Origin of the sequence: Brachybacterium tyrofermentans, assembly GCF_014897585.1 — a bacterium.
In the GTDB taxonomy this organism is placed as follows: Bacteria; Actinomycetota; Actinomycetes; order Actinomycetales; family Dermabacteraceae; genus Brachybacterium; species Brachybacterium tyrofermentans.
Window position 1 is genome coordinate 91,803 of the sequence record NZ_JABUXW010000010.1, and the last position, 20,745, is coordinate 112,547.

At 70.9% G+C, this 20,745-nt stretch carries 16 protein-coding genes; 1 reads left to right on the forward strand and 15 read right to left on the reverse strand.

What is annotated here, in order from left to right; genetic code table 11:
- Positions 1 to 50 precede the first annotated feature (50 nt).
- Together INT49_RS09110 and INT49_RS09115 are read right to left on the reverse strand one after the other, a co-directional pair.
- Complete coding sequence (locus tag INT49_RS09110; protein ID WP_193117420.1) at positions 51 to 1,232, reverse strand: glycosyltransferase family protein; 1,182 nt, start codon at positions 1,230 to 1,232, stop codon at positions 51 to 53.
- A 109-nt stretch (positions 1,233 to 1,341) separates the two neighbouring features.
- On the reverse strand, positions 1,342 to 2,547 hold the full coding sequence (locus INT49_RS09115; RefSeq protein WP_193117421.1) for a glycosyltransferase family protein: 1,206 nt from the start codon (positions 2,545 to 2,547) through the stop codon (positions 1,342 to 1,344).
- A 156-nt stretch (positions 2,548 to 2,703) separates the two neighbouring features.
- On the opposite strand from INT49_RS09115, the gene INT49_RS09120 reads away from it, so the two are divergent.
- Complete coding sequence (locus tag INT49_RS09120) at positions 2,704 to 4,986, forward strand: glycosyltransferase (protein WP_193117422.1); 2,283 nt, start codon at positions 2,704 to 2,706, stop codon at positions 4,984 to 4,986.
- Here INT49_RS09120 and INT49_RS09125 read toward each other — a convergent pair.
- The 13 genes from INT49_RS09125 to INT49_RS09185 all read right to left on the reverse strand — a co-directional run bounded on the left by INT49_RS09125 (position 4,973) and on the right by INT49_RS09185 (position 20,628).
- A complete protein-coding gene (locus INT49_RS09125; RefSeq protein ID WP_193117423.1) occupies positions 4,973 to 6,097 on the reverse strand; it encodes a glycosyltransferase in 1,125 nt (374 codons plus the stop codon). The two genes, INT49_RS09120 and INT49_RS09125, sit on opposite strands and share 14 nt — an antisense overlap.
- Entirely contained in the window at positions 6,094 to 7,938 is a 1,845-nt protein-coding gene (locus INT49_RS09130; RefSeq protein WP_193117424.1) for an ABC transporter ATP-binding protein, read from the reverse strand. The genes INT49_RS09125 and INT49_RS09130 overlap by 4 nt, the downstream gene beginning before the upstream one ends.
- Before the next feature lie 22 nt (positions 7,939 to 7,960).
- A complete protein-coding gene (locus INT49_RS09135; protein ID WP_193117425.1) occupies positions 7,961 to 9,913 on the reverse strand; it encodes a DUF6541 family protein in 1,953 nt (650 codons plus the stop codon).
- A gap of 40 nt (positions 9,914 to 9,953) precedes the next feature.
- On the reverse strand, positions 9,954 to 11,453 hold the full coding sequence (locus INT49_RS21545; protein WP_193117426.1) for a glycosyltransferase family 4 protein: 1,500 nt from the start codon (positions 11,451 to 11,453) through the stop codon (positions 9,954 to 9,956).
- Positions 11,443 to 12,456: a Gfo/Idh/MocA family protein gene (locus INT49_RS09145; RefSeq protein ID WP_193117479.1), complete on the reverse strand. Its 1,014-nt coding sequence runs from the start codon at positions 12,454 to 12,456 to the stop codon at positions 11,443 to 11,445. The genes INT49_RS21545 and INT49_RS09145 overlap by 11 nt, the downstream gene beginning before the upstream one ends.
- 2 nt (positions 12,457 to 12,458) lie before the next feature.
- A complete protein-coding gene (locus INT49_RS09150) occupies positions 12,459 to 13,568 on the reverse strand; it encodes a DegT/DnrJ/EryC1/StrS family aminotransferase (RefSeq protein ID WP_193117427.1) in 1,110 nt (369 codons plus the stop codon).
- Positions 13,565 to 14,251: an acyltransferase gene (locus INT49_RS09155; protein ID WP_193117428.1), complete on the reverse strand. Its 687-nt coding sequence runs from the start codon at positions 14,249 to 14,251 to the stop codon at positions 13,565 to 13,567. Before INT49_RS09155 ends, INT49_RS09150 begins: the two co-directional genes overlap by 4 nt.
- Before the next feature lie 204 nt (positions 14,252 to 14,455).
- Positions 14,456 to 14,974 (reverse strand): 5-(carboxyamino)imidazole ribonucleotide mutase, encoded by a 519-nt coding sequence (gene purE / locus INT49_RS09160; protein ID WP_193117429.1) that lies wholly within the window; start codon positions 14,972 to 14,974, stop codon positions 14,456 to 14,458.
- On the reverse strand, positions 14,971 to 16,143 hold the full coding sequence (locus tag INT49_RS09165; RefSeq protein WP_193117480.1) for a 5-(carboxyamino)imidazole ribonucleotide synthase: 1,173 nt from the start codon (positions 16,141 to 16,143) through the stop codon (positions 14,971 to 14,973). The genes purE and INT49_RS09165 overlap by 4 nt, the downstream gene beginning before the upstream one ends.
- 172 nt (positions 16,144 to 16,315) lie before the next feature.
- Complete coding sequence (locus INT49_RS09170; protein WP_193117430.1) at positions 16,316 to 17,671, reverse strand: ATP-binding protein; 1,356 nt, start codon at positions 17,669 to 17,671, stop codon at positions 16,316 to 16,318.
- A gap of 3 nt (positions 17,672 to 17,674) precedes the next feature.
- Entirely contained in the window at positions 17,675 to 18,370 is a 696-nt protein-coding gene (locus tag INT49_RS09175; protein ID WP_319021564.1) for a response regulator transcription factor, read from the reverse strand.
- A 48-nt stretch (positions 18,371 to 18,418) separates the two neighbouring features.
- On the reverse strand, positions 18,419 to 19,585 hold the full coding sequence (locus INT49_RS09180; RefSeq protein ID WP_193117432.1) for an adenylate/guanylate cyclase domain-containing protein: 1,167 nt from the start codon (positions 19,583 to 19,585) through the stop codon (positions 18,419 to 18,421).
- Positions 19,582 to 20,628, reverse strand: coding sequence for a biotin--[acetyl-CoA-carboxylase] ligase (locus INT49_RS09185; RefSeq protein ID WP_319021565.1), 1,047 nt, complete (start codon positions 20,626 to 20,628; stop codon positions 19,582 to 19,584). Before INT49_RS09185 ends, INT49_RS09180 begins: the two co-directional genes overlap by 4 nt.
- Between the last annotated feature and the right edge of the window lie 117 nt (positions 20,629 to 20,745).

The window sequence follows — 20,745 nt, forward strand, 5'->3', positions numbered from 1 at the left end:
GGTCGGCCCCAGGGCTCGAGCCGCTGGGCCCTGAGGTCGGGGCTCTGGAGTCAGGGCTCTGAGGTGCTGCTTCCGGGGGCCAGCAGGCGGCGCACGGCGTCGGTCCAGGGGATGGAGAGCCGGTCGCTGCCGAGCTCGGCGGCCGCACGGTCCGCCGCGGCCTTCATGGCATCGATCCGTGCTGGCGTCAGATCCAGCAGCTCGTCGGCGACCGTCTCCACCTCGAAGTCCGCGGTCACGGACCCCAGGTCGTACGACTCGACGTATCGGCGCATGTCCGGGCTGGGACCGATCACGATGCCCAGCCGGGCCTGGACGAACTCGAACAGCTTGTTGGGCACGGTGTGCTCGAGGTTGAAGGTGGTGGGCGGGCACACGAACAGGCCGACGTCGTATCCCGTGAGGGTCGGCACGATCTGGTCGAAGGGGACCGGGTCCAGGACCGTGATCGCGGGGTCCCCGAGGTCCTCGACGCGTCGGGTCAGCTCCGCGATGTAGGCGCTGTCACCGGGCATCAGGTAGAGGTCCAGGGTCAGGGAACCTGGCCGCCGCGCGTTCGCGGCGGCCACCGCGTCGATCATGATCTCCAGCCGACGGGCACGACCGGCGGCCCCGGTGTGGACCAGACGGATCGGGCCCTCTCGGGGGGTCTCGCGCACAGAGATGTCCGCCCGATGCCGGGCGGCGTTGGGCACCACGTCGGCAGCGATCCCGAACTCCTGGCCGTAGGCTTCGGCGAGACCCGGTGAGACCGTGGTCACGCTGTCGACGCGGGTCAGGTGCTCCGTGACGATCCAGCGCACGACGGGGCGCTGGTAGCGCTCCCAGAGCGCATCACCCTCGCGCTGACGGGTCGCGTACTCGTGCATGTCGGCGTGGACCCCCCGACGGGGCGCGAGCTCCCGAGCGAGCGGGACCGACGGAGCGTCGTTCGCGACGACGACGTCGTGGCTGCCCGGGGCGATCTTCCCTCGCAGGAAGCGCACCCAGGGTGCGTTGTCATAGAGACGGCGGAACTGCCTGGTCAGCACCAGGGCGTAGAAGCGCCGGTAGTCCGAGCGCCAGTTCCCGAGCTCCTCGGGGACCTGCACGTGGGAGGCGACCCCGGCAGGGGCCGCCCCGTACCCGGCCGTGTGGACATCGCCGAGCTCGCTGAGCAGAGCGATCTGGCGCAGCACGCGCGGGTCCCGTTCGATCGGGGACAGGGACAGAACCAGGATCGAGGGGCTCATCGGGCTCGTCCTCGGCATCGGAGTTCGCACATCACGAGCTGATCCTCGCACGCCGCGGCCGGTGCCCCCGGCGACCTTCCGGGCACGGGCGTGTCCATTCTGTGACCTTTCATCGACGGTCCGACGGATCCGAGGACTCCGGGCCGGCGACCGGGTTCGTGGAGCTGACGAGGGCGGCGACCGCCTCCCGCCACGGCTCGGAGGTGACCTCCGCGCTGAGCGACTGCGCCCGTGCATCGGCGGCGGCTTTCCACTGCGTGATCTGCTCCGCGTCGACGGCGAGCAGCGCGGTGCGGATCTGCTCGGCGGTCGCCTCGTCGACGGCGGTGCCGATCCCGTGCTCCTGGACCATCTCCCGCATGTCGACCCCGGGGCCGACGATCACGCCGAGCCGTGCCTGGACGTACTCGAAGAGCTTGTTCGGCAGCGCATGGACGATGTTGAAGTTCGTCGGCGGGTAGATGATCAGGCCCAGGTCGTAGCCCGCCAGGGTCGGAACGATCTGCGCGAAGGGGACGGGGTCGCAGATCCGCACACCGGCGTCGGGATGCGCCGCGACGAGCTCGCCGAGCTCGCGATGGTAGGAGGCGTCGCCGCCCTTGAGGTACAGGTCCAGCGTGAGGCGGCCGGGGGCCTCGGCGGCGGCCTCGATCACCGCACCCACCATCTCGGCGATGCCGCGACCGCGCACGGCGGAGCCCATATGGACCAGGCGCACCGGGGAGCCGACGGTCGAGGGCTCGATGTCCCCGCGGAACGGGGAGGCGTTCGGGACCACCCTCGCGGTGACCCCGTACTCGGCGGCGTACTGCGCGGCGAGTCCGGGCGAGACGGTCGTCACCGAGTCCGCGAGGGTCACATGGCGACGCACCATCCAGCCCTGGAACGGCCCCACCAGCGTGCGCCACCAGCGCTCGTCCTCGCGCTGACGCGGTGCGTACTCGTGGAGGTCCGCGTGGACACCGAGCCGCGGCCGCAGCGCGAGCGCCAGGGGGACGGCATTGACGTCGTTGGCGATGATCACGTCGACGCTGTGCGGAGCCACCCGGTCCAGGACGAATCTCGTGCGTCGGGCCCCGAAATAGGCGCGCCGATAGCGGCGTGCGGCGTACAGGACCATCAGGTGCCGGAAGCTCGGACGCAAGGAGTCCAGATGGGCGGGCACCTCGACGTGCTCCGTGACACCGGCCGGGGCGCCGCCGTAGCCGACGGTCACCAGCTCGTAGTCGTCCTTGAACATCTCGATCTGCCGCAGCACCCGGGGATCCCCCGTCAGCACCGAGAACGACATGATCAGAAGACGTGCACGTGGCATGCTCGAAGTGCTCCCTCGGGGATCGTGGATCGGCCGTGGCCGCAGGCCCTGCGGGCCACCCACATGGTACGCGGGGACGAGCGCGCTCCGACGCATGCCGTGGTCATGGGACCATGACGTCATCCATGGTTCATCCCCCGTCCTGAAGGGACCTTCGTGCGCATCACGGTCATCACAACCTGGTTCCCCACCGATGTGGCCCCGTCCCGGGGATCCTTCGTGGTCCGCGACACCCTGGCGATCGCCCGGCATGCCGACGTCCGGCTGATCCACCTCGTGCCGCCGGCCGACGATGACGGCAGCCGCCGTCTCGTCCACGACGGGATCGACGTGCTGCGCATCCCGATGGACCCCAAGCGGCCGGACCAGGTCCTCCGAGCATCTCGCGCCCTGGAGCACGCGGTGCGCGGCGCCGACGCCGTGCACTCGATGGCGTTCTCCTCGCTACTCCCCCTCGCGCTGCGCCGCCCGGACGTGCCGTGGATCCATACCGAGCACTGGTCCGCGCTGACCACCCCGGCCACGCTCCCCCGGCCCGCCCAGCTCGGGCTCCCCGTGCTCCGTCACCTGCTGTCGCTGCCCGACCGGGTGACCGCCGTCTGCGACTTCCTCGCCGCGCCGATCCGCGAGGTGCGCGCCGCGCGACCCACCGCGATCGTCCCCTGCATCGTCGAGCCCGGCGAGGTCGTCCCGCGCCGCGACCGACGTGACGGCTCCCTGCGCCTGGTCTCCACCGGCGGGCTCATCGATCGCAAGGACCCGCTGCTGGCCGTCGACGTGCTCGCCCGTCTCGTCGAGCGCGGGGTCGACGCGCGGCTCGAGTGGCTCGGGGACGGGCCGCTGCGGGAGGACACCGTGCGCCGCGCGGCGGAGCGAGGTGTCTCCGAGCGCCTGGTCCTGGCCGGCAGCGTTCCCGGCGACGAGGTGCGTGCGGCACTCGCCCGCGCCGATCTGTTCTTCGGCCCCACCAAGGCGGACAACTTCTTCGTCTCCGCCGCGGAGGCGATCGTCGCCGGCCGCCCCGTGGTGCTCGGCGCCACCGGCGGACAGGGCGAGTATGTCCAGCCGCAGGTCGGAGCCCTGGTCGCCGAGCAGGACGCCGATGCCTATGCCGACGCCGTGCTCGAGGTCGATGCGCGGACCCGGAACCTCGGGGCCCAGGAGATCGCCGACACCATCGGCGACAGCTTCTCGACCCGGACCGTCGCAGCCGGTTACCGCGATCAGTACGAGCTCCTGCTCCACGGCAGCAGCGACCACCACGCCGCAGGGTCGACGGGTGCCGCACGGGCAGCAGGTGCCCCGGGCACCGATGGCGCAGGAGACCCGACTGCCGGCCCGGTCGTCGATGTGATCATCGCCTGCCACACCCCGGAGCGTCCCGTGGGCCGCGCCGTCGCCTCGGTCCTGGACGGGAACGGCGAGCTGGCAGGCGTCACCGTGGTCTGCCACAACATCGCGGCCGCCGAGATCGCCGCAGTGATCCGCCCGGAGCACCGCGACCGGGTGCGACTGATGGAGCATCACGACTCCTACCGTTCGGCCTCGGGGCCGTTCAACGCCGGGATCCGGGCCAGCAGGAGCGAGTTCGTCGCGATCCTCGGGTCCGACGACACCCTCGCTCCCGGGGCGGTCCGCTCATGGCTCGCGGTCCAGGAGAGCACCCGGGCGGACTTCGTGATCACCCGCCTGGCACTCGGATCGGCCACCGCCGGGGTCCCGACGCCGGCGGTGCGAGCATACCGTCGGGGACTGGTGGACCTCGTCGCCGATCGCCTGAGCTACCGGTCCGCACCGCTGGGCCTGATGCGCCGTTCGCTGCTCGAGTCCACCGGGATCGAGCTCGTCGAAGGGGCGACCATCGGAGGCGACGTCGCGATGGTCACGCGCCTCATGGCGACCTGGCGCACCGCCTACGACCGGGGTGGTCCTGCCTACGTGATCGGGGAGGACGCCGGTGACCGCGTCACCTATGTGGTGCGGCCGATGCAGGAGCAGCTCGGATTCTTCCCGGACCTGCTCGACGCCGGATGGTTCGCGGCGCTGCCTGCGGCGGCTCGCCGCTCGATCGGGACGAAGCTGCTGCGCATCCACGTCTTCGGGGCGGTGTTCTACCGCGAGGATCCGGCCATCTGGACCTCGCGGGAGCGCACCGATCTGGCGGCCATCACGGCCGAGGTGATCGCTCGGGCGCCCGGCTGCCTGGAGCCGCTGTCCCGTGCGGATCGTCGACTCGTCGACGCCTGCCTGAACCCCGAGGTCCCGGCGACCGAGCTCATCGCCGCGGCGCAGGATCGCCGCCATCACGGGCGACCGGCGACCCTCATCCCGCGTGAACCGCGGTTCGTGCTGGACCGCGAGGCCCCGCTGCGCTTCATGGCGGCGTCCCTCGCGGTGCGTCACCTGCCCCGCCTGCAGGGAGCGGTCAGCGGGCGCTGATCCGCTCCAGAGCACGCGCCCACGCCTCGATCTGGACCTCGGCCGAGAGCGCCGAGGCCGAGGCGTCCGCCGCCTGCTTGAAGCGGTCGATCCGCGACGCGTCCAGGCTGTGCAGGACAGCGCCCAGCGACTCCGCATCGGGCCCGGGCAGCACGTCGCCGATCCCGTGCTCGCGCACCAGGTCCGCCATGTCCGGCGACGGTCCGACCAGCACGCCCACCCGGGCCTGCACCGCCTCGAAGAGCTTGTTGGGCAGGCTGTGCTCGAGGTTGAAGGTGGTGGGCGGGAACACGACGATGGACAGGTCGTACTCGGCGACGGCGTCCACCAGCTCGGTGTAGGGAACGGGATCACGGAAGCGGACCGCCGGGAGGTCCCGTGCACGTTCCTGCAGGGCCTCGATGTAGCCGGGCTCGCTGGGCACCAGCATGAAGTCGAGCGTCATGCCCTCAGGGGCTCCGCGCATCGCGTCGACCATGGACTCCAGCCGACGGTTCGCGCGCGCGACCCCCGTGTGCAGGAGCCGGATCCGCTGCCCCGTGGGGCGCGGCGCCCGGTCCTCGTAGGCGGCGGCGTTCGTGACGACCTCAGGCACCACGCCGAACTCCCGCTCGTACTCGGCGGCGAGCCCTGGGGACACGGTGGTCACGGAGTCCACCCGGGGCAGGCAGGTGCGGCAGATCCACCGCTGGTACGGCGCGATGAACCAGCGCCAGGTGCGCACGTGCTCCTTCTCGCGGGGCGCGTACTCATGGAGGTCGGCGTGAATGCCCTGGCGGGGGGCGAGCCACAGGGCGAGCGGCAGGGTGTTCACGTCGTTCGCGAGCACGATATCCGCCTGGCCGACGTGGGCCTCGAGGGCGGTGCGCGCGGCCCGAACGGCGCTCATGTCCCAGTAGGCGTGGCCGAAGCGACGGGTGAGCAGGTACTTCTTGCTGCTCGGCCAGGCCCGGGTGTTCTCGGGCAGCTCGATGTGGCGCACGGCGGGGTGCGGCGTCGGTCCGAACCCGACGGTCGTGACCTCGTACTCCTGCGCGAAGCGGTCGATCTGGCGCTGGACGCGGGGGTCCCGTGCGAGCGTCGAGAACGAGACGATGGTCAGCGAGGTCATTCCGCGTCCTCCTCGGGCACCGCCACGGCGCCGCGCGAGCGGCCCAGCCCTGCCAGTGCGGCCTGCTCGGCGAAGGCGGGCACGGCGGCGACGACCTCGTCGAAGGTCCCCGAGGCGGCGATCTCGCCCTCGGACATGTAGAAGACGATGTCGCAATGCTGGATCGTCGCGAGGCGGTGCGCGACGGTGATCGTGGTGACGTCCCCGCCGAGGTTGCGGATCGCAGCGGTCACCGCGGCCTCGGTCTTGGTGTCCAGGGCGCTGGTGGCCTCGTCGAGAACCAGCACCGATGGCTCCGCGTACAGGCCACGGGCGATCCCCATCCGCTGGCGCTGGCCGCCGGAGAGGGTCATCCCCCGCTCGCCCAGCCGTCCCTGGGTGCCTCCCGGGCGGTCCTCGATCACGCCGAGCATCTGCGCCCGGGACAGGGCAGTGCTCACGCGTTCCTCGTCGACGTCGGACGGGTCCCAGGTCAGTGCGACGTTCTCCCCCACGGTGACGTCGAAGAGGGCGACCTCCTGGGGCACATAGCCGACGGTCGAGCGCCACTGGCGCAGCACCGTGGTGATGTCGGTGCCGTCGACCAGGATCGTGCCGCTGCTGGGAGTGAGCAGTCCGAGGAGCAGGTCCACGAGCGTCGACTTGCCGGCTCCGGAGGTGCCCACGAAGGCGACCGCGGATCCGGCGGGGATGCGCAGGGAGACCCCGCGGATCGCCGGCTCCTCCCGGCTGGGGTAGGTGAAGGTGACGTCGTCGAAGACGATGTCGTGGAGGCCGCTGTCCAGGGTCGCGGTGTCCGGGGCGTCCTGGCGCTCGACGGCGGTGCGGGCGAACTCGATGTCGTCGATGATGTAGTCCGCGAAGGCCGCGTTGGTCAGGATGCGGTTCTGGGTCGCTTGGAAGCGCGTCAGGGAGGGCACCAGGCGGAAGCCGGCCACGGCGAAGAGCGCGACCGAGGTCATCGCGGACGCCGCCCCGTTGTCCGGGAGCCCGGCCAGGTAGCCGGCTCCGCCGACCACGACGAACCCGCCCACGAGCCCGGCATCGAGCACGAAACGCGGCATCTGGTTGTAGTACTGCGCGAAGGCGCGGGTGCGTGCCGCCGCCGAACGACGGTCGGCGACGATGTCCGTCACCTGCTTCTCGTTGCCCTTGAGGGTGAGCTCCTTGAGGGCCGCGAGCACCTCGCCGAGCAGCCGGACCACCGCGATCGAGTTGTCCCGGTTGGCGGCGCCGTTGCTCACCGCGAGCGGGCTGATCACCCGCGAGAGGACCAGCGCGATCAGGCCCAGGTAGGCGAAGGTCGCCAGGGCGGTCTGCCAGTCCAGGAGCAGCAGCCCCACGCCGATCACCGTGATCGTCGCGAACTCGGCGACCACCGTCATCGACGGCATCAGCACATTGGCGACCACGGCGGCGACGCCGGAATCGACCATGCGGATGATCTCCTGCGTGGACTTCGACGTCCGGTCCACCCACGAGGCGGACATGTACGAGCGGAAGAGCGTCTGTCCGATCGAGACCTCGTGCTGCGCGAAGCGCTGGGTGGCGATCCGGATCGTGAGCAGGTTCAGGAAGCTCTTGACGATGATGAGGACGACGAACACCCCGACCAGCCACATCATCTCCTCGAAGGAGTGCAGCTCCCAGCCGACGACCGGGATCGTCACCGACTGGTCAGGGCTGGTCAGTCCAGGGATGACGATGGCGATCGCGCCGAGCGCCACGACGTCGAGCAGGGCCAGCAGGCTCATCACGATGCCGAAGGTCACCAGGAACCGTCGGGAGTTCGCCGGCAGCACCGAGAGGGTGCGCCGCACGATCCTGAGCGTCTGCTTCACAGCTCGTCCTCTTCCGGTCGGGTCAGCATGGAGCCTCCAGTTCGTACAGGGCATAGGGTCCCTCGCCGGCGACGGGCGTCAGCAGGGAGTCGGGGATCTCGCGGAGCCCGTCCCACGGTGCCGAGGCCTCCGGGTTCAGGGCGACGCCGGAGTGCTCCGAGGTGTCACGGTACAGGTGGGTGGGGTGGAGTCGCTGATAGGCGGCGCAGACCCGTTCGTCCTCGTCGGCACTCATGTACCAGGCCGCCAGCATCCGGCTGTCGCTGGTCTGCGGGGTCGCGAGGGTCGGGAACACCGTGGTGACACCGCCGATGGACCAGTAGAGCGTCGCGCCGTCGCGCGGGTCCGCGAGGACGACCGCGTCCGCCGGGAGCTCGGCCGCCGTGCGTTCGATGAAGTCCCGCTCCTGCTGGGTGTCGTACGGGGCGAGGTGCACGCCGTACGCCGTGTAGGCGAGGGACCCCATCAGAGGCAGCCGCTGCGGGACGATCAGTGCGACGGCCACGGTGACCAGCAGAGCGCCGAGGGCGAGGGGCGCCAGGATCGCCTGGGCGCGTCGGCGTCGGGCCCTCGACAGGGCGACGACCGCGAGCACACCGCGGGCGGCCAGGATCACGAGCATGCACATGAGCAGCGGGGCGATCCGCTCGCGAGCCCCGTACCAGGGGTTGACCAGAGCCGCGCTGAGCGCGCCGGGCAGTTCGGTGGCCAGGGAGAGGCCGAGGCAGACCAGCGTGCCGACGCCGGCGGTCAGCGTCGTCGGCTCACGGTGCCGGGCGCCCGCGACGGCTCCGATCACCGCGAGCAGCATCACCACGGCGACTGGCCAGATCGGATCACCGATCACCGGGATCCGGGGAGAGTCCACGAGGATCTGCCGCAGGACGTCGCGCAGCGGCAGCGGGCTCGGTCCGGTCATATTCATCCCGTTGAGCATCGTCGCGGAGAGGGCGACTGCCGCGCAGGCCGAGAGCAGTGCCAGGGTCAGCTGGACGATTCCCCGGCGCACGTCGTCGCGCTGGACGATCCGCTGCGACCCGCGGACCAGCAGGGCCATACCCGCTGCCACCGCGACGGAGAAGAACACCGCCGGGTGAGCGAGGGCGGCCCCGACGATCACGGCGAGGTGGCCCAGCGCCGGCCAGACACCCACGGTGCGGCGGGGGTCGTCCGCGAGGTGGAGGGCGGAGGCGAGGGCGACGGGCAGGCAGAGGACCCCGAGGACGGTCGGCCACAGGCCCATGACCAGGGCCATCGCGGGAGTACTGAGGAACAGCGTGGAGGCAAGAGCACCAGCGGTCACCGCGACCGGGAGCGCACGGTGCGGCCCGAGAACGCTCGCGACCATCGCGGCGACCGCGGCCGGCAGGGCGGCGAGCACCGCGAGGACCATGGCGTTCGCGCTCGTCACCGTGCTGAACGGCAGGAGGGCGGCGAGGGCGTCGAACATCACCGGATAGAAGGTGGGCTCACCGTAGATCGGGGTCAGGGCGGTGGTGAGTCCGGCATCGCCGGAATCCCGGATGAAGGCGATCGCGGAGAGGTGGAAGAAGGCGTCGTAGCCGCCCTGGAGGGTCTCGATGCCTCCCATCCGGCGTGAGGACGAGGCGACGACGGCCAGCCCGGCGAGCACCACGCCCCCGCTGGTGACCACGTGCGCTGTGGGGTTCCGGAGCGGGTCGCCCGTCCGAGGCGGCTGGCCGCTGCGGTGCTGTCCGGGCTGACGGCGCCGATGCAGGCGTCGGAGCAGGACCGCCACGGCCGCGAGGATCGTCACGCAGGCCACGACGGTCAGAGGATGCCACGGGATGCCGAACAGGGAGAAGAACGTGCTCAGCAGCACAGCGAGGATCACGGTCACGGCGGGTGCCCAGCCCCAGCGCAGGGAGACCTGCACATCGAGCGCCCGCAGCATCACATATCCCGGCAGGGCGAGGAACGCCCAGGCGACCAGCACCGGGAGGATCCAGCTCATCGTCCCGCCCCTCGGGGCCCCGCACAGCGGTGGTGCGTCATCAGCACCTCGAGGCGCGGAGCGCGTGGTCGTAGTCGTCGACCACACGCTCGGGGCTGCGATGCAGGACAGCCCACTCGCGGGCGGCCACAGACTCCTCGGCGTAGCGTCCCGGGTCCTGGAGCTCCCGGATGCGCTGCGCGGCGGTCTCCACGTCGGGCACCACCCACTGCTCCCGGTAGATCGAGGACGCACCTCCGTAGTCGCGGGCATGCGGCCAGTCGCGCACCACGGCGGGGCAGCCGGTCGCCAGTCCCTCCATCACGGATTCGTGCGTCCCCTCACCGAAGGAGGACGAGAGCACGACCCCGGCCGCGGCGAAGATCTCGGGGACGTCCCGGCGCACGCCGAGCTGCTCGACCACCCCGGAGGGCAGGGCGGCGAGCCTCTGGCGCACCCTGCTCTGGTACGGGGTGTCCTCGGCCGGCAGATCCGGGAGCCCGGGGCCGACGAGCTTGAGGCGGTAGGCCGGATCCTCCCGGTGCAGGCGCTCGATGAGGTCGAGGGAGAACAGCACGTCCTTGATCTCGCGGTTCCAGCCCACCTGGACGATGACCCGGGTGTCCCGGGGCGCGTCGGAGACGGCGCCCAGACCGCGGCTGAGCAGGTTGCCCACGATGTCTGTGGGGACTGACGTGGACTCGGGCGCGATCGCGGTGACGAGCCCTCGGATCGGCGGGGACACGTGCAGCAGGTGATCGATCACGGAGTGGTCGTGCAGCAGGGGGAACGGCGTGAACGCCTCGAAGCGGTGATAGCGGGCGACGAGGCGGCGAGGGGCCATATCCAGCATCGTGATCCAGCTGAGGATGTGATGGCCCCACTCGACGAAGGCGACGTCGGCCCATTCGTAGGCCTCGACCAATCGCTCAGGGGTCGGGATCCTGCGGCCCTCGGTGACCAGGTCGTAGCGGGCGCGCAGGATGCGCTCCCGGTCGGGCCGGTCCGTCTCGGGCAGACCGTCGACCTCGAACTCGAGGATCTCGAAGCGGCCCGTCTCGCGCAGGGCGTCGAGCAGCGGGCGCAGGAACGTCCAGTTCTGCTGCGCGATCACCAGCAGATGGACCACCTGCTCCCCGTCTCCGCTCGCCCCCTCGCCGGAGCGCGGTCCCGGTCGCCGGGGGGCCGTGCCCTCGGGGATCGGTGACTCCAGCAGGACCTGACCGGTCCGGGAGGCGCGCAGGGGGCGCAGGAACGCCTCCGGGTCCTCGACCAGCGGCGACTCGGCGCCCATGTGGAGGGTCGGGTGGTAGGCGACGCGCAGGGCCTTGTCGAACCACCGCACGGCCGACGTGATACGTCGGCGCTCCAGGGCCCGATCCGCTCGCGTGATCAGGATCTTCTCGTCACGCCTCCAGTCGTGGCTCTCCTGACCGGCCGCGAGCTCGTCGAGGGCGACGAAATACGTCCCCAGGCCGCCGACCGCCCCGGGGACGTGCCGCACGGCCCGTGATCCGGCGAGGATCAGGTCCTGGGTCAGCCGTCCGACGTCAGCGCTCACCGGCGGGTCCATCCAAGGACACGACCGTGCCCTCGCGTGCGCTCTCCAGCACAGCCTCGACGGTGCGGACGGTGTGCAGCCCCTCGCGCATGGTGACGATGTTGGAGGCGTCCCCGTTGATCGCATCGCGGAACGCCTGATGCTCGGTGGCCAGGGGCTCCTGCCGCTGCAGGGAGTAGGTGATCGAGTCGCCCTCGCTCACCCCGCGGAAGGAGGCCATCGACTCCCACAGGTTCGTGGTCGCCTCCCCGTTGGCGTGGAAGGTGAGGTCCGCGTTCAGGGTGTCGGCGATCAGGGCGCCCTTCTCGCCGGTGACGACGGTGACGCGCTCCTTGAACGGGGACAGCCAGTTCACGAGATGGTTGGTGATGGTGCCGTCCTCGAGGCGGCCGGTCACGGAGACCATGTCCTCGTCCTCGCGGCCGCTGCGACGGGTCGAGGTCGCCCCGACCGAGGCGTACGGCGACTGGGCGACCCAGGCCGTCAGATCCAGATCGTGCGTCGCGAGGTCCTTGACGACGCCGACGTCGGCGATCCGGGCGGGGAACCCGCCCTGGCGGCGGGTGACGATCTGGTAGATCTCGCCCAGCTGGCCGTCGGCGATGCGCTTGCGCATGGCCTGCAGCGCCGGGTTGTACCGCTCGATATAGCCCACCGCGCCCACCAGGCCGGCCTGCTCGTACGCGGTCGCGATCTCCTCGGCCTCGCCGATGTCGAACGCGAGCGGCTTCTCCACCAGGGTGTGCACCCCGGCCTTCGCCAGCGTCATCGCCACATCCCGATGGAACTGGGTGGGCACCGCCACGACCGCATAGTCGATGCCCGCCGCGATCAGCGCCTCCACATCCGGCAGCACCTCCAGATCCGGCGCCGCCCCATGCGGATCGCCATAGGCATCCGCCACCGCCACCAGGTCGACGCCCTCCAGAGCCTGCAGATTACGGGCGTGATGGCGACCCATCATGCCCAGACCGATCAGACCGGCCCGCAGATTCTTCCCCATGCTCACGCACCCGCCTTCGCCACAGTGTTCACAGCCGCCACGATCCGATCCCGATCCTGCTCCGTGATGCTCGGATGCACCGGCAACGACAGCACCTCACGCGCCAGCATCTCCGTCACCGGCAGATCCACCTCCGTCAGGAACGTCGCCAAGCGGTGCACCGGCGTGGGGTAATACACCCCGCACCCCACCTGATGCTCCTCCCGCAGAGCGGTCGCGAACGCATCCCGCTCCGCCGCCGACGCGCCCTCGATCCGGATCGTGTACTGGTGGTAGACGTGCGAGGCACCCTCACGCACCACCGGCGTCACCACCCCGGCCAGATTCGCATCGAAGAACGCCGCATTCTCCTGCCGCGTCGCCGTCCATGCCGGCAGCTTGCCCAGCTGGACCCGACCGATCGCCGCATGGATATCGGTCATCCGGTTGTTGAACCCGGCGACCTCGTTCGCATACTGCTTCTCCATGCCCTGGTTGCGCAGCAGCCGCACCTGACGCGCGAGCTCCGGGGTCGAGCACGAGACCATCCCGCCCTCACCCGAGGTCATGTTCTTCGTGGGATACAGCGAGAACATGCCGCCCTGCCCGAAGGTGCCCACCTGGGCGCCCTGCCACGTCGCACCATGCGCCTGCGCTGCATCCTCGAACACCCACAGCTCATGCTTCGCCGCGATCGCCATGATCTGATCCATCGGTGCCGGATGGCCATACAGATGCACCGGCTGGATACCCACCGTGCGCTCCGTGATCGCAGCCTCGATCGCCGCAGGATCCACCGTGAACGTCTCGGGATCGACATCCACGAACACCGGCGTCGCCCCACACACAGCCACCGTGTTCGCCGTCGCTGCGAAGGTGAACGACGGCACGATGACCTCATCACCCGCACCCAGACCCAGCGCCAGCATCCCCAGATGCTGACCCGAGGTCCCCGAGTTCACCGCCACGACCTCCCGGCCACCGGCCAGCGCCGTCGAGAACTCCCCCTCGAACGCCACCACCTCCGGACCCTGCGCCACCATGCCCGACGCCAGGACACGATCCACCGCGTCCCGCTCCTCCTGGCCGATGATCGGCTTCGCCGGCGGAATCATCGTGAGTTCGCTGTTCATGCGGGGAGTCCATCCTGTCCATCGGGATCGGTGAGGGGGGCCGGGCGCGGGGCGTCGGCAAGGGGTGAGGAGGCGAGCAGCAGCCCGCCCGTGGAGTCATCGGGGATGTACCACTCGCCGGTGGTGGGGCACACCCAGGCGTCGGTGCCGTCCGAGGTGGGGACCAGCTTCTCCCCGGAGCGTCCAACCCAGGCGAGGCGCTTGGCGGGCACCCCGGCGACGAGGGCGTGCGGCGGGACGTCCTTGACCACGGTGGCGCCGGCGGCGACCATCGCCCAGGCACCGATGGTCACGGGGGCCACGCAGACGGCGCGGGCGCCGATCGAGGCGCCTGTCTCGCAGGTGACTCCCACCGGCTCCCAGTCCGAGGCGGACTTCGGGGTGAGGTCGGGATTGACCGCTCGCGGGAAGTGGTCGTTGGTGAAGACGGCCGCGGGGCCGACGAAGACGCCGTCGGCCAGCACGGCGGGCTCGTAGACCAGCGCGTAGTTCTGGACCTTGCAGCCATCACCCATCTGCACGCCGCTGCCGATATAGGCGCCGCGGCCGATCACGCAGTCCGTGCCGAGCCGGGCACCCTCGCGCACCTGCGCGAGGTGCCAGACGGAGCTGCCGTCGCCGATCGTCGCATCATCCGAGATGTCGGCCCCCGGGGCGACCCGGTAGGCGGGTGTGTCATTCATGGGTTCGACGATACCGCGAGGACCCCGCCGGGACCTGGAGCAGCTCGTCGGTCTCGACGAGCTGTTGTTCATATCGCCGTGCGAGTTCACCGGAACGACACCGGACCTTCTCTCCGTCGGCATCTCCTCGTCGGTGTCCTGTCGCTGGCGGTGTCCTGACGCTGTCGCTGTCGGCCGATGTCAGTGACTCGGTGGGTCAGCGACTCAGCGTGAGGAGCGCAGGGTCTCGCCCTTGCGGACCGCGATCTCCCGCAGCTCGGACTGGAAGTCGACCATCTTCTCGCGCAGCGCCACGGCCTCCACATCGCTGCCGGCACCCAAAATCCGGGCCGCCAGCAGTCCCGCGTTGCGTGCCCCGCCGATCGAGACCGTCGCCACCGGAACCCCGGCGGGCATCTGCACGATCGACAGCAGCGAGTCCATGCCGTCGAGGTGCTTGAGCGGCACGGGGACTCCGATCACCGGCAGCGGGGTGAGCGAGGCGAGCATGCCGGGCAGGTGCGCCGCGCCGCCGGCGCCGGCGATCACCACGCGCAGCCCGCGCTCGGCGGCGGAGCGGCCCCAGGTGATCATGTCCTCGGGCATGCGGTGGGCGGAGAGCACATCGACCTCGACGGCGATCCCGAACTCGGCGAGGGCCTCCTCGGCGGCCTTCATGACCGGGTAGTCGGAGTCGGATCCCATGACGATGCCCACCAGGGGGCGGGGCGTGGTCTCGGTCATCGGGTCTCCTTCGTCGGTGCTGCAGGGTCTGCGGATGCGGATGCGGATGAGGATGCGGATGCGGATGCGGATGCGGATGCGGATGCGGATGCGTCGATGATGAGGTGCTCGGCGCGGTGGGCACGCTCGAGGAGCTCCTCGACGTCCTGGCCGACCACCGTGACATGGCCGATCTTCCGGCCGGGACGCACCGACTTCCCGTACAGATGGACCTTCAGCTCCGGATCGGCGGCGAGTGCGGCGTGGACCCCGGGGGCGAGATCGGTGGCGGTCCCGCCGAGCAGATTCACCATCACCGCGACCGGGGCGACCGGGGCGGTCGAACCCAGGGGGAGGTCGGCGACAGCCCGCAGGTGCTGTTCGAACTGGCCGGTCACCGCGCCGTCCATGGACCAGTGCCCGGTGTTGTGGGGGCGCATGGCGAGCTCGTTGACGCTGATCGCGCCGTCCGCCGTCTCGAACAGCTCGACCGCGAGCATGCCCACCACGTCGAGGTCCTCGGCGATCGCGAGGGCGAGAGCCTGGATGCGCTCCTGGTCTGCTGACTCGAGGCCGGCGGCGGGCGCCACGACCTCGTAGCAGACCCCGTCCTTCTGGACCGAGTGCACGACGGGATAGGCGACGGCCTCTCCCCCGGGCCGGCGGGCCACCTGGGCGGAGAGCTCCCGGGTGAAGGGCACGAGCTCCTCGGCGAGGAGGTCGCCGTGCTCCTCGAACCAGTCCGCGACCTGAGCGGCATCGTCGACGACCCGCACCCCATGGGCGTCGTATCCGCCGCGCGGGGTCTTGACCACGAGGCGGCCCCCGGCATCGCCGAGCGCGGCGGAGAGCTCTTCCGGGGAACGGACCCGCCACCAGCGCGGGCAGGGATGGCCCAGCGCGGTGAGGCGCTCGCGCATGACCAGCTTGTCCTGGGCGTGGACGAGGGCCGCAGGGCCGGGACGCACGGCGGCGCGACCGTCGCCGAGGATCGTCTGGAGGATCTCGGCAGGCACATGCTCGTGGTCGAAGGTGACCACGTCGACCTCGTCGGCGAGGGCCTGGACGGCCTCCGCGTCATCGTGACGGCCCAGCAGCACCTGCCCGGCGACCGCCGCGGCGCTCTCCGCGGGATCGGTGGCGAGCACCGGCGTGGCCAGTCCCAGCTCGATCGCGGGGCCCAGCATCATGCGGGCCAGCTGGCCCGCCCCGACGATGCCGACGCGGCGTGCCCCAGAGGGCTGATCCGCCCCGGGGGACTGATTCACCCCGTGCGACCGGTCCGCCTCGTGGGGCAGACCGGAGGAGGCAGAAGGAGGGAGGGGCTGAGGAGTCTCGGACACGGCGGCCAGTGTACGAGGATCAGGCGCGCGAGCGCGGACGGCGCCGCACCACGGACCCCTGGGGCAGCGTCTCGAGATCGCCAACGTTCCCGGCGGACCCGTCCTGCTCGCCCGGGCTGTCCTCGCCGGGCGCGGTGATCAGGAAGACGCCGAACTTCGCGGGGGTCTCGGTGAGCAGTTCGAGCCGCCCGCCGTCGTCCTCGACGAGGGTGCGTGCCAGCGCGAGCCCCACGCCGGTGCCTGAGGAGCTGCGACCGGACACGGACCGCTCGAAGACGCGGGTGCCGAGATCGGGGTCGATCCCGCCTCCCTCGTCGGTGACCTCGATGACGGTGGAGTGGTCGTTCCGGCGCACCTTCACGGTGGTGCGGCCGTCACCGTGCATGAGGGCGTTCTCGATGAGCGTGGCGATGACCTGGGTGAGGGGTCCGATCGATCCCCAGACGGCGGCGCTGCGCGGCACCTGGATGCGCAGCTCGCGCTGGGCCCGGCGGTAGGCCGGGGACCATTCCTCGCTCTGCTGCGTGAGCACGGCGCGCAGCTCGACCACGCCGGGCGTACGACGCGAGGACGAGCGCGGGGCATTGATGAGGTCATGGACCACCTCGGTGAGGCGGTCGATCTGCTCGAGGGAGATGCGGGCCTCCTCGCGCACCCACTCCTCGGAGCTGGTCGCGAGGATCTCGTACAGGCGCATCGAGAGCGCGGTCAGGGGCGTGCGCAGCTGGTGCGAGGCGTCCGACGCCAGCTGGCTCTCGGCCTCCAGGCGCTCGGTGAGCATCGCGCCGGAGCGGATGAGCTCCTCGGCGACGTCGTCGATCTCGGAGATCCCCGAGGTGTTCCACGGCCCGCGGGCCCGGCCCGAGCCCATCTCCTCGGCGCGCCGGTTCAACCGGGCCAGGGGCATGGAGATCCGTTGGGCCTGCCAGAGGGCGACGGACGCCCCGATCGACAGGGCGGCGAGGCCGGCGACGACGAGCAGCACCCAGGCACTGGCCGTATGGGCGCGTACATCGGACTTCGGGATGTTGACGACGATCTGCTGCTGCTCGGAGCCGTAGGCCGTGACGAACAGCGGATCTGGACCGGGTGGCTCCCCGGCGGTGACGACGTCACCATCGTCGAGAGTCACGACGATCTGGATGTCCAGATCCGTCTGCTGGTCGACGATGGCCTGCAGCATCGCCTCGTCGAGCGGCCGATCATCCGCAAGCTGGGTCTCGGTGACGACCCGCGCCTCGTCCAGGACTCCGTTGGCCTGTGCGGAGAGCCTCTGCTCAGCGAGCTGCAGCCAGGACCAGCCCAGCGGGATGCCCAGCAGCAGCACGACGAGGACCACGGTGATGATCGTGGCCTGCAGCACCCGTTGCCACACGCGTCAGTTCTCCGCGCCGGTCTCGAAACGGAAACCGACACCCCTCACGGTGGTGATGCGACGCGGGTTCGTGGCGTCGTCGCCGAGCTTCCGGCGCAGCCACGAGATGTGCATGTCCAAGGTCTTCGTGGAGCCCCACCATTCAGCGCCCCAGACCTCGCGCATGAGGTCGTCGCGGGTGACGACGCTGCCCGACTCGCGCACCAGCACGGTCAGCAGGTCATACTCCTTGGCAGAGAGGCTCAGCTCCTCGCCGTCGACGTAGGCGCGGCGGGCCGAGACGTCCAGGGAGACTCCGTTGACGTCGAAGGCGTCGCCGGATTCCTCCACCGCCTGCGAGCGCCGCATGAGGGCCCGGATGCGGGCCTGCAGCTCCCCGAGGCGGAACGGCTTGGTGACGTAGTCGTCGGCTCCGGCATCGAGTCCCACCACGGCGTCGACCTCGTCGGCCCGTGCGGTGAGGATCAGGATCGGCGATTCGAGCCCGCCCTTGCGCAGGCGCCGAGCCACCTCGAGGCCGTCCAGATCGGGCAGCCCGAGATCCAGGATGACCATGTCGATCGGGTCGGGCCCGGCGGCGATCGCGAGCGCGTCCATGCCCCGCGATGCCCGCGTGACGGTGTAGCCCTCCCGGTCCAGTGCCCGGGAGAGTGGTTCAGCGATGGCCGAGTCGTCCTCGACGAGAAGCAGTCGTGTCACGAGTTCCATCCTACGTCGCGATGGGTGGCGGGCCGGTCGGCCCTCTCCTCACAGTCCCAGATCGAGCGGCGCCGAACGGTCACGGCGCATCTCCTGCACCCTCACCGATCCGATGCCGTGCAGATCCACGTCCTCACCCTCCGAGATGCTGAAGCCGCCCGGCAGTGCGAGGCCGATGGCGGCGGCGGTCTCGGAGTCGACCATCACGGAGCCGGGGCGGGCCACGGATTCCATGCGGGCGGCGAGATTGACCTTGGGACCGAAGACATCACCGTACCGGGAGAACATGGAACCCCAGGACAGACCCACCCGCACCGGAGGGAGGCCCTGGTCGGAGCAGATGTTCTCGGCGAGGCTGACGGCGATCTGCGCGCCGTCCTCGGGAGTGTCCGCCAGGAACATGATCTCGTCACCGACCGTCTTCACCACGCGACCCCCGCCCACGGAGATGATGTCGCGGCCCACGGCTTCGAACCGCCCGACCACGTCGGCGAGCTCGGCGCCGGAGAGGTCCTGGGCGAGGCGGGTGAACTGGACCAGGTCGGCGAAGCCGACGGCGCGCTGCAGCGGGAACAGCTCATCGGTGTCCTGGTGGAGCACCTCGGAGCCGGCCCGGGCCGCATAGGCCGCCAGCTGCCTGCGGAACGCGAACATGACCTGCGATTCGAGGGTCTCGAGAAGTTCGGGGACGGAGTCGAGCATCTGCTGGCGGGCGTCCGCGTCGTCCGCGCCGTCGGCATGCTTCGCCTCGTCGACAAGTGCCTCGGTGATCCACATGGCGAGCCGTCCCATGTGGAAGCCCAGGCCACGGGTGATGCTCGCGAAGGCCCGCTCGGAGAGCACGCCGTCCTCGACGATGGCCGCGAGGTCGCCGATGGAGTAGGCATCCTCCTCGGTGAACACGACCGTGTCCTCGTCCACCGGGGTGAAGCCGAGCGAGCGCCAGTAGACCGAGGTCAGGCGCTCGGGAATGTCCTGCTGCTGGGCCAGGTCGCGCCGCGAGTACTTCCGCGGACCCTGCAGCAGCACCTTCTCGAGGGCGCCGACGCTGCGTCGCACCTCGGCGAAGCGCCGGTTCAGCTCCAGGATCTCGCGATCGTCGAGAGGGGTCTGCACGAGGTCGGGCGACTCCTCCAGCGGCACACCGGACTGCCCGGCCGGGGGATTCCCGTCCGCGGACGTCGTGCGCTCCAGGTCTTCGGTACCGCCGGTCACGTGCTGTGATCCTCCTGTTCGACGCCGCGATCGGCGTCTCTCGTCAGCCGAGCGGGTCCGCCCGGCCTCACATGCTTCACATCGCCGACGTCGACGGCCACCGGCCCCTCGGCGAGAGGATCGACCGGGTCGACCATCAATCTGCCACGGTCGTCGATCGCCACGGCGGTTCCGACCAGCGCCGGGAGCGGCGCACCGTGCGCACCCCCACCACCCAGCGGATCGACCCGCACCAGCTGCCCAATTGTGAGGCACGTCATAGTGTAACGGTGCGCAGAGCCTGCCGTCACCGCGTCCCCGCCCATGGACTCCAGGGCCGCCAGCTCCGCCCCGAGGGACAGGACGATCGCCGTCGCGATCCGGTCCCCCAGCTCCTCGTTCTGCTCCGGGCGCTGCGTGCCGCCAGGGGGTGATGCCGCGACGGGAGCTGCCGCGGCGGGCACCGAATCGCCTGGCGCCGACTCGGCGCCGTCCCGGATCCCGGCCTCGCCGAGCAGCCAGGCCGCTCCGGGCACGACGGTGCCGTCGCCGTCGCGCACGGGTCCGTGGAGATTGATCCCGATTCCGATCAGCACCCCGTGCGCTCCTCGGCCTTCGACGAGGATCCCGCCGAGCTTGCGGCCGTCCGCCGTCTGCAGGTCGTTGGGCCATTTGAGGCCGATCCGGACCCCGCTCGCCCCGGCGACCTCATCCACCGCGGAGACTGCGGCCAGGCCGGCCACGAGCGGCATCCAGGTGCGCTGCGAGGGCGCGAGCCGGGTGGAATGGGCATAGGTGAGGTAGACGTTGCCGCCGTCGGGGCTGACGAACCGTCGGCCCAGCCGACCGCGACCGGCCTGCTGCCGCCGCGCGGTGACCGCGAAGGGAGCCTGCTCGCCGGCGTCGAGCCGCCTCGCGGCCTCGTCCTGCGTGGAGCTGACCTCGCCCGACCGGTGGATCGGCGGAGACTGCAGGCCCGCCGGGAGCCGGGCGGCCGACGGGGAGGATGGGGCGGAGCCCGCCAGGGGGTGCGTCGCGACAGCGGGCCGGGGGTCGATATCCACCGTGTCCGCTGGGTCCGCTGAGTCTGCACGGCCCCCTGAGTCACCTGAGCCCTCTGGGTCGTCTGGCACGCGTGGTCTCCCTCCTGGGGCCGATGTCCGATGCCGCTGTGCCGTCCG